This is a genomic window from Bacillus sp. KICET-3, from assembly GCF_033261025.1.
In the GTDB taxonomy this organism is placed as follows: Bacteria; Bacillota; Bacilli; order Bacillales; family Bacillaceae; genus Bacillus; species Bacillus sonorensis.
Window position 1 is genome coordinate 4074839 of record NZ_CP137345.1, and the last position, 13290, is coordinate 4088128.

General features: G+C 47.2%; 11 protein-coding genes and 1 pseudogene. 8 read left to right on the top strand and 4 right to left on the bottom strand.

The window, feature by feature from the left end; all coding sequences use genetic code 11:
• Positions 1-10: 10 nt before the first annotated feature.
• Positions 11-1192 (bottom strand): poly-gamma-glutamate synthase PgsB, encoded by a 1182-nt coding sequence (pgsB, locus tag R5H20_RS20845; RefSeq protein ID WP_006639318.1) that lies wholly within the window; start codon positions 1190-1192, stop codon positions 11-13.
• Between the two features lie 891 nt (positions 1193-2083).
• Between pgsB and R5H20_RS20850 the strand changes: the two genes are divergently transcribed.
• From R5H20_RS20850 to rbsB, 6 genes and pseudogenes are all read left to right on the top strand, one after another.
• Positions 2084-3073 (top strand): LacI family DNA-binding transcriptional regulator, encoded by a 990-nt coding sequence (locus R5H20_RS20850; RefSeq protein WP_006639319.1) that lies wholly within the window; start codon positions 2084-2086, stop codon positions 3071-3073.
• The gene (rbsK, locus tag R5H20_RS20855) at positions 3066-3947 is read left to right on the top strand and encodes a ribokinase (RefSeq protein ID WP_006639320.1); all 882 of its coding nucleotides are present in this window, start codon (positions 3066-3068) and stop codon (positions 3945-3947) included. Before R5H20_RS20850 ends, rbsK begins: the two co-directional genes overlap by 8 nt.
• Positions 3944-4339, top strand: a complete 396-nt coding sequence (gene rbsD / locus R5H20_RS20860; RefSeq protein ID WP_006639321.1) for a D-ribose pyranase — start codon at positions 3944-3946, stop codon at positions 4337-4339. Before rbsK ends, rbsD begins: the two co-directional genes overlap by 4 nt.
• A gap of 28 nt (positions 4340-4367) precedes the next feature.
• The gene (locus R5H20_RS20865; RefSeq protein ID WP_006639322.1) at positions 4368-5849 is read left to right on the top strand and encodes a sugar ABC transporter ATP-binding protein; all 1482 of its coding nucleotides are present in this window, start codon (positions 4368-4370) and stop codon (positions 5847-5849) included.
• A 1-nt stretch (position 5850) separates the two neighbouring features.
• Positions 5851-6818 (top strand): annotated as a pseudogene (gene rbsC, locus R5H20_RS20870) (ribose ABC transporter permease RbsC).
• A gap of 16 nt (positions 6819-6834) precedes the next feature.
• Positions 6835-7758 carry a ribose ABC transporter substrate-binding protein RbsB gene (gene rbsB / locus R5H20_RS20875; RefSeq protein ID WP_006639323.1) on the top strand — a complete coding sequence of 308 codons (924 nt, stop codon included), beginning with the start codon at positions 6835-6837 and terminating at the stop codon, positions 7756-7758.
• 86 nt (positions 7759-7844) lie between these two features.
• Here rbsB and R5H20_RS20880 read toward each other — a convergent pair whose 3' ends face one another.
• Positions 7845-8759 carry a LysR family transcriptional regulator gene (locus tag R5H20_RS20880; protein WP_006639324.1) on the bottom strand — a complete coding sequence of 305 codons (915 nt, stop codon included), beginning with the start codon at positions 8757-8759 and terminating at the stop codon, positions 7845-7847.
• Between the two features lie 113 nt (positions 8760-8872).
• Between R5H20_RS20880 and R5H20_RS20885 the strand changes: the two genes are divergently transcribed.
• Complete coding sequence (locus R5H20_RS20885; protein WP_006639325.1) at positions 8873-9640, top strand: class I SAM-dependent methyltransferase; 768 nt, start codon at positions 8873-8875, stop codon at positions 9638-9640.
• Between the two features lie 39 nt (positions 9641-9679).
• Here the strand turns inward: R5H20_RS20885 and budA are convergent, their stop codons facing one another.
• A complete protein-coding gene (budA, locus tag R5H20_RS20890; RefSeq protein ID WP_006639326.1) occupies positions 9680-10441 on the bottom strand; it encodes an acetolactate decarboxylase in 762 nt (253 codons plus the stop codon).
• Positions 10442-10493: 52 nt separating this feature from the next.
• Positions 10494-12212, bottom strand: coding sequence for an acetolactate synthase AlsS (alsS, locus tag R5H20_RS20895; RefSeq protein WP_006639327.1), 1719 nt, complete (start codon positions 12210-12212; stop codon positions 10494-10496).
• A 161-nt stretch (positions 12213-12373) separates the two neighbouring features.
• Between alsS and alsR the strand changes: the two genes are divergently transcribed.
• Entirely contained in the window at positions 12374-13258 is an 885-nt protein-coding gene (gene alsR, locus R5H20_RS20900; protein WP_006639328.1) for an acetoin biosynthesis transcriptional regulator AlsR, read from the top strand.
• Positions 13259-13290: the final 32 nt, after the last annotated feature.

A 13290-nucleotide genomic window follows, 5' to 3' on the forward strand; every position in this document is an offset into this window, starting at 1 on the left:
TTTCTTCCTCCTAGCTAACGAGCTGTTTAATCTTGTAATCTTGTATTTTTTCGATGAGAGGCTCCGCTGCTCCGTGGATATTTCCGATTCCGTATACCACACGGCCCTCTAATTTGTTTTTCAGCATGAACATAATTTCTTCCGTCGTTTTGTGCTCAAAATCAAACAGCTTGTCCGCAGGAATTTTGCCTGCTTCATATGCTTTGACGATTGGCTCTGTCGTTTCTCCAATCAGCACAAGTTCACTTGCTTCAATATAAGGAAGGACATCGTTTGCAAACTGCTGTGTCCTGTCCACCCTGTCGGCGCGGCAGTTCATAATAATGATCGGCTGATCTGTCGGATAGCCCATTTCTTTCACGCGTTTCCATATGTTTAACGTAGAAGCTGCGTCATTTGCCGCAAAACCGTTAACAAAATGGCCCGGATTTTTGGCGTTCATCAGCGGCAGAACCCTCATTGCTCCTGGATCTGGCGGCGCATTCAGCATGCCTTTAAAAGCGGTTTCTTCATCAATTCCCAAGGCCTGCGCAACGCCGAGGGCGAGCGACGCATTGTCCGGAAACACCATATACTCAAACTGGCGGAGGTATTCATCAGATATTTTGGAGTTATCCGCAATAATGACTTTGGTGTTCCGTTCTTTGGCAACTTGTTTAAAGAAATCTGTATACTCGCTATCCGTAATGACCAGGTGGCCGTTATAAGGAATCGTTGCCGTGAAAGCTTCAGCGATTTCATCCAAAGTCGGCCCCATGACATCCATGTGATCTTCAAGCACATTTACGATCACGCCGATATTAGCCTGAAGTAATTCTTCCTGAAAGATGATTTGGTAATCAGGATTAACGGCCATACACTCACTGACGATCGCATTGGCTCCTCTTTCCACCGTCTCTTTCATGACTTCCTTTTGCTCTCCGATGTTCGGCCCTTGAGGCTTTCTTTTAATCGGCTTTTCCTCCGGTGTGTCCCAATAAATCATCCTTGCATCAGTCCCGGTGGTCTTTCCTACTGTTTTGTACCCTGCTTCAATTAATATCCCTGTTGTCAGTCTTGTCACCGTGGACTTTCCGCGTATCCCGTTGATGTTCACTCGGACCGGAAGCGCATCGATGTTTTGCTGATGGCGCCTCTTTTCATAAATGCCGATCCCAACAACGACCACACAGGCTAATAGCATTACCCACATTGTTTGTCTACATCTCCTTCTTGGAATCTGATATGTAAATTCATTCATCAGTATATAGGTTCAATATGAAATCACAATCGGCATTATGTAACAGAAAGCGACTTTATTTTCTGTGACAAAGATCATCTCATCTAAGATACTAATACCTATCATCGTGTTGATAATTTTGGAAATCGACAGTTCTTATCTCTCACTTATTTTTCAACACATTTTAAAGAAACCGTTTTCAAAAATACGCACATTTCATTTTGTACTTTTCTGCCTATATTTGATGAAAGGTGTAAAGATACATCGGTCATCAATCTTTATATCCCCGGTATTTCCCCAACAGACGGGAAAATATCTGGTGCTCGCGCTTATGATTGGTGTTTTTCAAATTGTTCGGACGGGTTAAAAAGTCATCCATTATGGAGAATAAAAATAAAGTCGTCCCATGACATTGAGACTATATCTCAAAAACGCAAAATCCCTTTCTCCAATGAGCGGGATTCATTAACAAATCCAAGCAATTTTTGAGGCGATCGATTCATCTCGTTTTATCGGTTTTTAGGTTATAATCCTAAGATTTAAATGGGCATTAAATTTTATTATCTATAATTCATCAAACTTTAACATTTTTAATTTTTCTTACTATTCATTTTGTTTATAAGTTCAAATAAATGTTGATTATTGCATAAGCATTTCTTCATAATATCCAATTACATGAGATTATTAGTGATCTGTTTCTTCTATATAACCCTTCGTATGTATTTTCCCGGACATGCAGGTTCCCTTGCGTTTTTTTATCTGTTACCGGTAAAGCTGCACATGTAGAAATTTTTTTATTGTCAATTATGCAGGGCCATGATACTCTTTATGTAAACGGTTACACACAGGAGGGGGAATTCTTCGTTGGTCACGATCAAGGACGTCGCGCTCGCTGCCAAAGTATCCGTCGCCACGGTTTCCCGCGTTTTAAACAAAACGGGATATGTACATGAGGATACGAAGACCCGCGTGCTAAAAGCGATGGAACAGCTGAATTACCACCCGAATGAAGTAGCCAGATCTCTCTATAAGAGAGAGTCGCGGCTGATCGGACTGCTGCTGCCTGATATTACAAACCCATTTTTCCCGCAGCTGGCCAGAGGCGTCGAAGATGAAATCCATCAGAACGGCTTTCGTCTTATATTCGGCAACAGTGATGAAAATCTTGATAAAGAACTTGACTATCTGCAAACATTTAAACAAAATCACGTCGTCGGAGTGATTTCGGCCACAAATGATCCAGGTTCTGCGAATTACAAACATTTATCAATGCCGATTGTCTTCCTTGACAGAACCGGAGAACATGCGCCATCTGTTTTTGCGGACGGCAGAGAAGGCGGCCGGATTGCCGCTTTAGAAATCATCCAAAGAAACTCAAAGAGAATCACGCTTATGAAAGGACCTGGCCACTTGCAGACGGCAAGAGACCGGTTTAACGGGGCTCTTGAGATTTTAAGCGGAGCTGATGTTGACTTTCATGTCATGTCGACCGAGACGTTTTCTTTTCGGGAGGCGCAAAAGCGGGCTGAGGAGTTATTTTCTTTGTACCCAGAGACTGACGGCGTTATCGCAAGCAATGATATTGTGGCAACAGCCGTTTTGCATGAAGCGTTAAAACGGAAGATCAACGTTCCGGACGATTTGCAAATTATCGGTTTTGACGATATTCCGCAAAGCGAATTGCTGTTCCCTTCCCTGTCGACAATCAGGCAGCCCGCTTATGAAATGGGAAAAGAAGCGGCAAAATTGCTGCTGGCATTAATGAAAAACGAAAATATTGAACAATCGGCGGTGCAAATGCCGGTGACCTTTATTGAAAGACAAACGACAAGAAAGGTTGATGACAATGAGTAACATATGCGTGATCGGCAGCTCTTCAATGGATTTGGTCGTCACATCGCAAAAACGGCCGAAAGCCGGAGAAACGGTGCTTGGAGATTCCTTTAAAACCGTGCCGGGCGGAAAGGGGGCAAACCAAGCCGTCGCGGCGGCAAGGCTTGGCGCGGAAGTGCACATGATCGGCTGTGTAGGTGATGATCATTACGGAAAAGCCATTCTCGCCAATTTGAAAGCGAACGATGTTTTGACAGACTATGTGGAACCGGTTACAGATACAGAAAGCGGGACAGCTCACATCGTGCTGGCCGACGGAGACAACAGTATCATCGTCGTCAAAGGTGCAAACGACCATGTAACGCCTGAATATGTCGAACGGGCGCTGCCAGCCATTGAGCGGGCGGATATCGTGATGATTCAACAGGAAATTCCCGAAGACACAGTCGATTACGTAAGCAGGCTGTGCAAAACGCTCGGCACCCCCCTGCTGCTGAATCCGGCTCCAGCCCGGCCGCTTAGCAAAGCAACAATCGAAAACGCGGCTTACATTACGCCGAATGAACACGAAGCCTCCGTTTTGTTTCAAGGCCTTTCCCGTGAAGAAGCGTTACAACGGTTCCCGGAAAAGCTGTTTATCACAGAAGGCAAAAACGGCGTCCGCTTCCATAACGGGACAGAAGAAAGGCTCATCCCTTCTTTTCCGGTAAAAGCAGTCGACACGACAGGAGCCGGGGACACCTTTAATGCCGGATTGGCTGTTGCTCTTTCAGAAGGCGGGGATATTGAATCGGCCCTGCGCTTTGCCAACCGGGCAGCCTCACTTTCAGTGCTGAAATTCGGCGCACAAGGCGGCATGCCGAAACGGGCGGAAGTGGAGCGTGCGCTCTCATGAAAAAACACGGCATATTAAACAGCCATATCGCTAAAGTGCTGGCCGACCTCGGGCATACCGACACGATCGTCATCGCAGACGCCGGGCTGCCCGTGCCGCCAGGGGTTCCGAAAATCGATTTGGCTTTGACATTGGGAACGCCCGGCTTTAAAGACATCACAAAGCTGATCGCCGAAGAGATGGTCGTTGAAAAGGTAACCGCCGCCACAGAAATTCATACAGGCAACCCGGAGCAAGCCGAGTTTTTAAGGAAGCTATTTTCCAAACAGCCCATTGAATATATCCCGCACGAAGCATTTAAAGAAGCAGCAAAGCGGGCAAAAACGGTGATTCGCACCGGTGAAGCGACGCCTTTTGCAAACTGTATATTGCATGCCGGGGTGATTTTTTAAATGTTCATCTGGAAAGAAGGTGCAGCCTATGCATATTGAAATGAAAGACATCTATAAGGCATTTGGTCAAAATCGGGTGTTATCCGGTGTTTCTTTCGAGCTTAAAGAAGGCGAAGTTCATGCCCTGATGGGAGAAAACGGCGCTGGTAAATCGACCTTAATGAATCTATTAACCGGCCTTTATAAACTTGACAGCGGAATCATAAAAATCGACGGACGGGAAATGTATTTTTCCGGACCGAAAGAAGCTGAACAAAACGGAATTGCCTTCATCTATCAGGAGCTGAATATTTGGCCTGAGATGACCGTGTTGGAAAATCTCTTTATCGGCCGGGAGATGTCTTCAAAACTTGGTTTTTTAAATACTAAAAAAATGAAAGCGCTCGCAAAAGAGCAGTTTGAAAAACTCTCAGTCTCCATCTCTCTTGAAAAAGAAGCCGGGCTCTGCTCCGTGGGCCAGCAGCAAATGATTGAAATCGCCAAAGCGCTCATGACCGATGCAAAAGTGATAATTATGGATGAGCCGACAGCGGCTCTAACGGATAGAGAGATTAACAAATTGTTCAGGGTCATTGCCGCATTAAAGAAAAACGGCGTTTCCATCGTCTATATTTCCCACCGCATGGAAGAAATTTTTGAAATCTGCGACAGGATTACGGTAATGCGCGATGGAAAAACGATCGACACGACAAACATCCCTGATACCGATTTTCATGAAGTCGTCAAAAAGATGGTCGGCCGGGAGCTGACAGAACGCTATCCTGAACGGCATCCAAAGCCCGGCCCAATTGTTCTTGAGGTCAAAAACGCGTCTAAAAAAGGCGTATTTGAACATGTCGGCTTTCAAGTACGGGCCGGGGAAATCGTCGGCGTATCGGGACTGATGGGCGCAGGGCGCACGGAAATCATGAGAGCCATTTTCGGCCTTGATCCGCTCGACTCGGGAGATATTTTCATCAACGGCAAAAAAGCGGTCATTAAAAAACCTGGCGATGCTTTGCAAAAAGGCATTGGGTTTATTACTGAAAACCGGAAGGACGAAGGGCTCGTCCTCGACGCCTCGATTCGGGAGAATATCGCCCTTCCGAATCTCACCAGCTTTTCTCCTAGAGGCTGGATCGATCACAAAAGCGAGCTGGAATTCGTTGACCTTTTGCTCAAGCGGCTGATGATCAAAACGGCATCGACTGAAACGCACGTCCGCAGCCTTTCAGGAGGAAACCAGCAAAAAGCGGTCATCGCCAAATGGATCGGCATCGGACCAAAAGTGCTGATTTTGGATGAGCCGACGCGTGGCGTTGATGTGGGTGCAAAAAGGGAAATTTACCAGCTGATGAATGAGCTGACAGACCGCGGCGTCGCAATCCTGATGGTCTCCTCAGAGCTTCCCGAGATTCTCGGAATGAGCGACCGCGTGCTTGTGATCCATGAAGGAAAGCTGAGCGGGGAATTATCGGGGCATGATGCCACACAAGAACGAATTATGACACTTGCTACAGGAGGGCTGTAATATGAAAACTCAACCGGCCAACGATGTTGGAAAAAGCCTCAATCTCGACTCGATTTTGCAAAAGCTCGGCCCTTTTCTCGGCCTCATCATACTCGTTGTCATCGTATCGCTGTTAAATCCGGGCTTTTTAGAACCATTAAATATTTTAAACCTGTTAAGACAGGTCGCCATTAATGCGCTGATTGCGTTCGGTATACGTTTGTCATTCTGACCGGGGGCATCGACCTTTCAGTCGGAGCGATTCTCGCTCTTTCAAGCGCTTTAGTGGCGGGAATGATCGTCGGCGGGATCGATCCTATACTCGCGGTCATCATCGGCTGCCTGATCGGGGCACTGCTCGGCATGGTAAACGGGCTCCTCATTACAAAGGGAAAAATGGCCCCGTTTATCGCAACGCTGGCGACCATGACGATTTTCCGCGGGCTGACAATGGTTTATACAGACGGAAATCCGATTACAGGGCTCGGCAATCATTTTGGTTTTCAGCTGTTTGGCCGCGGCTATTTTTTAGGCATCCCCGTCCCCGCCGTCATTATGGCGGCTGCCTTTATCGTGCTTTGGGCGCTGCTTCATAAAACGCCGTTCGGCCGCCGCACTTATGCGATCGGCGGCAATGAAAAAGCGGCGGTCATTTCAGGCGTCAAGGTGACAAGGATCAAAATCATGATCTATTCTCTTGCCGGCCTTTTATCTGCTTTGGCGGGAGCTATTTTGACGTCCCGCCTCAATTCAGCCCAGCCGACCGCGGGGACTTCCTATGAGCTTGACGCCATCGCCGCGGTTGTTTTAGGCGGAACCAGCCTTGCCGGAGGAAAAGGAAGAATTGCCGGAACGCTGATCGGCGTCCTGATTATCGGTACATTGAACAACGGTTTGAACCTGCTCGGTGTATCATCCTTTTTCCAAATGGTCGTTAAAGGAATCGTCATCTTGATTGCAGTTCTGCTGGACCGCAAAAAATCCGCATAAAGGAGGGCAATGATTCATGAAAAAAATGCTAACGGTTATCACAGCGCTGGCGCTGCTCTTCCTGTCAGCCTGTTCATTGGAGCCGCCTGAGTGGGCGAAGCCGAAGAAAGACAAAGGAAAAGAGATCAAAATCGGTCTATCCGTCTCAACCTTGAAAAACCCGTTTTTCGTATCATTAAAAAACGGTGTCATCAAAGAAGCAAAAAAACGGGGAATTGAAGTGATCGTCGTTGATGCACAAGATGATTCTGCCAAACAGACAAATGACGTGGAAGATCTTCTGCAGCAAGGCGTTGATGCTCTATTGATCAATCCGGCGGACTCAGCGGCGATCTCTACGGCGGTCCAATCCGCCAACTCGCTCGGTATTCCGGTCGTAACCCTTGACAGATCAGCCGAAAAAGGGAAAGTTGAAACCCTTGTTGCTTCAGATAATGTAAAGGGCGGTCAAATGGCAGCAGATTACATCGTTGAACAGCTCGGAAAAGGCGCAAAAGTCGCAGAGCTGGAAGGCGTACCAGGGGCTTCGGCGACACGGGAACGCGGTTCAGGCTTTCACAAAACTGCCGATCAGCAGCTCGATGTCATCGCAAAGCAAACGGCCGACTTCGATCGCACAAAGGGGTTAAATGTCATGGAAAACCTGCTGCAGGGGAACCCTGATATCCAAGCCGTATTTGCCCATAATGACGAAATGGCGCTCGGTGCGATTGAAGCGATCAGAAGCTCCGGGAAAGACATCCTTGTCGTCGGCTTTGACGGAAATGAAGATGCGGTCAAAGCGGTGAAAGCAGGAGAGATGGCGGCAACGATCGCCCAGCAGCCTGAATTAATCGGAAAGCTGGCCGTTGAGGCTGCACAAAATATTTTGAGCGGCAAAAAAGTCGATCCATCCATACCGGCTCCGTTGAAGCTCGAAAGGAAAGACAATAAGAAGTAAAATCCCCCCGCCCCGCTCGGCCGAAAATTTCTTGAAGGCAAAGGGCGGAGCATCAGACCTCTTAATCGAAAGAGGTCTTTTTTATGCTATTTTTTCGCTGCCTCCATAAAAGCTTTGGCAGCGCGGCTGACATAACAGTTTTCCGAATAAGTAAACACAATCGTCCGGGTTGGCCCGGCTTCCAAAGGAACATAGACAAGCCTTGCAGATGTTTCCCTCATCACCATCTGCGGCACAATCGTGACGCCCATTCCGTATTCAACAAGGGACTGTGCGGTTTCAATGCTGCTCGTTTTGAATGTGACCTGTGGCTTAAATTCCGCTTTTGCACATAGATCAAGCACTGTTCTGCGGAATCCGTATCCTTCTTTTAATAAAATAAAAGGCACATTTTCGGCCGCCTTTAATGGAACAGCCGTTCTTCCCGGTTCTTTTCGAACGGAATAAATGAACGTTTGCATTTGTTCCGTCATCCAGCTTTGCTTTTCAAACGGAATAGCCAGAAAAAGCGGCTCTGTCAATATTGGAACAGTGGCCAGCTGTTCATTGTCGATAGGCAGCGGCAAAATGGACAAATCGATTTCCCCGTTTTCCGTCATTTGCTCTAACACCGCCGGCGATTCCTCTATCAGCTGGACATGCACGTTCGGATGCTTCTCCAAAAACGATGTCAGCAGCGGCGGCAGTAGATGACCTCCCGTTACTGCGGGTATGCCGATTGATAATTCTGTCCCCATTTCCTGATGCTGATCGTGCATTTCACGCAGCAGGTCATCTCTTGCATGCAATATGTCCCTGGCTCTTTGAATGAACCGTTTCCCTTGGGGAGTCGGAGACACGGCTCCCTTTTTCCGATAAAACAGCGGAAAGCCGAGCTCATTCTCCAGTTTTTTTATTTGCTGGCTCAGCGATGGCTGGGCGATATGAAGGCTGTCAGCCGCTTTCGTAAAACTGCCTTTTTTCTCTATTTCTGCTGTATATTCAAAAAGCCTCATGTCCATGTCCCCGCACCTCCATAGTTTCAGACTATCGTTTTCATATATTTTATATCTTAGACTTATAGATGTCGATTTCGTTACGATAAATCCATAACCATAAGAGGAGGAAGATATGTATGAAAACAAGCGCTCAGAAGCAATTTGCGAAAAATCCTGACCGCTATCGTGATGAACCTTTGTTTTCGGCGGGAAAGGATCTTGAATTCATGGTCAACAGCGTCTCTCTGCAAGGAGATGAAGTTCTGCTTGATGTCGGCTCTGGAGCGGGACATACGGCGATTGCTTTTTCACCCTTTGTCAAGCATTGCACAGGGGTTGATATTACCGAAGAAATGGTGCAGACCGCCGCTCTTTTCGCAAAAGAAAAAAACGCCTTCCGTGTGTCATTTCTTCAGGGAGATGCGGAAAAGCTCGATTTTCCCGATGCTTCTTTTGATATCGTTACATGCCGTTTTGCGGCCCACCATTTCCCTGACATCCGCCGGGCCGTTGCGGAAATCGCCCGCGTTCTAAAATCAGGCGGAAGCTTTATCCTTGTCGATCACTACGCTCCTGAAGACAAGGCCCTTGATCAGTTTATCAATCAGCTCAATCAAATGAGAGACCCGTCACATGTACGGGAATACTCGCTTGCGGAATGGAACGAATGGTTTGAAGAAAACGGACTGGACTATATCGAAAAGCAAAAGTGGAACATCCCTATCGATTTTGAAAACTGGATTCGCCGCGGAGCCGTCCCGGAAGAAAAAAGGCCGGACATTATCGCCCATTTGACCGGATCGTCCCCGGCTTGCCGGGATGAATTTGAAATCGTGCAGAACGATAAAGGCGAGCCTGTTTCTTTCAAACTGAAAGGCATCTTGATTGTAGGGAGAAAACGCTGACCGTACAAAAAAAGCCCTCTGCTAAAAGAGGGCTTTTTCTCATTCCGGATTTCCTTCTGTCGCTTCAATGCCCGCCACAAGATCGTGGCTGCTTAAATCCGCTTTAAAGAAATCCTTCGTATTTGGCAATCTGAGGTTCATGTTGAGTTTTTGCGAAATCTGAACCTTGCATTCTTCAATTTCATAATCAAAAACATGTCCGCCGGCATTGCGTTCTTCATCAATAAAGTGAAGATGGAAACCGGATACGGCGATGCCGTGGGCATATTGCGGCGTCCAAAAACCGACGATCGTTCCTTTGATGTCGTTGAAATCAAAGATCGGCTGGGATTTCACCGCTTCAACCATCGGCACGTACGGTTTTTCCTGCAATTCGACCGTTCTTGTTTTTACTTTTTTAAAGACTCCGTCCATACGGATCGCATAAAACAGGTTTTCACTCGGCATAACCCGCTTCATTTCTTCCTCAAATTCTTCAAGCGTCATCCGCTGTTTGATTTCATGATAGATGTCCGGACGGAAGAACGTCAAAGAGCAGAAGGGAGAGCAGTCGCTTCCCTGAACAGGATAGGCTTTTCCATCGGAACGGAGGCGGTAAAACTCACCGTCAAATCCGATCAGCTCCCCGTCAAGCTGATTAAACGTACCGATCCCGAAGTCGCCGTGCTCCTTTATCTCCGACATGCAAAAATCCCCGTCATAAATACCGTCCAACAACGAAACCATCGTTGAGACCTGATAGACCTGGTCGAGATTTTTATCGACAGATTGAACCACTTGTTGCTTGCTTATACTTTTCATTTTCCTCTTTTCACTCCCTTGATTAGATTTATGATGACTGGACGCGCTGTGATCAAGATTGATTAGAGGTTACTTTTTTTAATTGCTCCTCAAACGCTTTAGGAAAACGCTGGTCTGCCAAATGAACGTTGTCGCTGTAATCGACCGGAATATCAATGAGAACAGGCCCCTCTGCATCAAGACCCTGCTTGAGCACATCTGCCAGCTCATCAGGCGAATTGACCCTCAAGCCTTTCGCTCCGAAGCTTTCAGCGTATTTTACAATATCTATATTGCCAAAGTCGACTCCGGACGTCCGGTTGTATTTCATTTCCTGCTGGAAGGCGACCATATCGTATGTGCTGTCATTCCATACTAGGTGGACAATCGGAGCTTTTAATCTGACCGCTGTTTCCAATTCCATTGCAGAGAACAAGAAGCCGCCGTCACCTGAAACAGATACGACTTTTTTGCCAGGGTTTACAAGGGATGCGGCAATCGCCCAAGGCAAAGCGACGCCAAGCGTCTGCATACCGTTTGAAATCAGCAGTCCAAGCGGACGGTAGCAGCGGAAATATCTGGACATCCAAATGGCATGGGAGCCGATGTCACAAGTGACTGTTATATCATCGCTCACCAAACTGCGCAGCTCCTGAATGATATCCAGCGGATGTACAAGATCTGATTTTTTCTCTTTAGGCGGCCGGCTTTGTTCCTCCAGCGCTTTGCTTAGCTGGTGAAGCACAGGCACGAGCGATTTGTCGATTGTTACAGGGAGCGAATCATGTTCAATATGATCCAAAGTCGCGGCAATATCTCCGATCAATTCGATGTCAGGCTGATAATCATGATCGATATCCGCTTGAATTTCATCAAGATGGATAATGCTCCGCTCACCTTTTCCATTCCAAAATACCGGATCATATTCAATCGGATCATAGCCGATCGTCAAGACGACATCCGCTTTTTCCAATAAAATATCCCCCGGCTGGTTGCGGAATAATCCGATTCGGCCAAAGTATTGGTCTTCTAAGTCATGAGAGAGCGTTCCCGCAGCCTGATATGTTTCGACAAACGGAAGCTTCACCTTTCTCAGCAAACGGCGGACCGCTTCTGCCGCTTCCGGTCTTCCGCCTTTCATACCGACAAGCACGACTGGAAGGTTCGCATTGTGAATTTTAGCGATTGCCGCACTGATTTGTTCATCCGGAGCCGGCCCCATTTTCGGCGTCGGCATGGTTCCCACCGGTTTGGCGGTTGCCGGTCCTGCCGTTACATCCTGCGGAAAGCTGAGAAAGGCAGCGCCTGCCTGTCCAGCAGATGCCGCTCTGAACGCATTGGTTACGGCTTCAGGAATATTATTAGAATCTTCTACTTCTGCGCTGTATTTTGTAATCGGCTGAAACAATGCCGCATTATCCATTGATTGGTGGGTTTTTTTGAGACGATCCGCTCTCTTTACAGCACCAGCAAGAGCAACAACCGGATCTCCTTCTGTATTGGCTGTCACAAGACCGGTAGCTAAATTAGAAGCTCCCGGACCTGAAGTCACCAGGCACACACCGGGCTTTCCAGTCAATCGTCCGACTGCCGCCGCCATAAATGCTGCATTCTGCTCGTGACGGCAAACGATCAATTCAGGCCCCTTGTCTTTCAATACGTCAAACACCGCATCGATTTTTGCTCCCGGAATACCGAAAACATGAGTGACACCTTGCTGAATGAGACTATCCACCACAAGCTCTGCTCCTCTTACAGTAAGAGTTTCATTTTTAGCGGCTACATTATTCAAAGCCCTCACTCCTTCACTTTCATTCGTTTACAATGAATTTTTAATAAAATTATTGTATTATTAAATATACATCTTGTGGAAATTGTTTTCCAATACTTCTTTGTCTTACAATTAATATGTAAAACGACTGAAATCGCATTCAGAAAGGAATGAGTGAATTTATGGAGCTGCGCCACCTTCGTTATTTTATGGTTGTAGCCGAAGAGCTGCATTTCGGAAAAGCAGCTCTTCGGCTGAACATGACTCAGCCTCCGCTCAGCCAGCAAATTAAGCAGCTAGAGAGTGAAATTGGCGTAACCTTGCTGAAGAGGTCAAAAAGGGCCGTCAAACTGACAACCGCAGGCAGCGTTTTTTTAAAACAAATAAAAGAAGGCCTGTCACAGATTGATCAGGCGGTCGACATGGCCCAGAGAACCGCCAGAGGAGAGCTCGGCAGACTCGTGATCGGATTTGTCGGCTCGGCAACATATGAAATCATGCCTCCTATCATCAGGGAATACCGAAAACAGTTCCCTTCAGTCAGCATTGATTTGCGGGAGCTTTCTACTCCAAATCAAGTCGAAGCCTTATTCAACGGACACATCGACATCGGCGTATTGCATCCCCCGTTAGGAAACGATGAATTGAAGACATACACAGTGAAGAAAAGCCATTGCGTACTCGCGCTTCCTAAACATCACCCGCTCACAAAAACATCCAGGGTTCATCTGCAGGATCTTGAAGACGAGTCGCTCATCGCGATCGACAAAGAAGCATGGCCCTCTCTATACACTGATTTCAATTTTTTGTGCGAAAAAGCCGGCTTCATTCCCAACATCGCCCAGGAAGCTACCGAATATCAAATGGTGATTGGCCTGGTATCGGCTGGAATGGGAGTCGCCGTGGTGCCGGCCGCGGCCAAACGTTTATTCAACCTTGACGTGGTCTACAGGGAAGTCGAAGATCTTCGGCTTAAGGCTGAGTGGGTGACCGCCCACAGAAAGGACAACCGCAATCCGGCGCTGCAGCATTTTATAGAAGTTTCGAACCAGGTTTCGACATCATAGACTGATAGAATATGAATAAAAATCCCCAATGC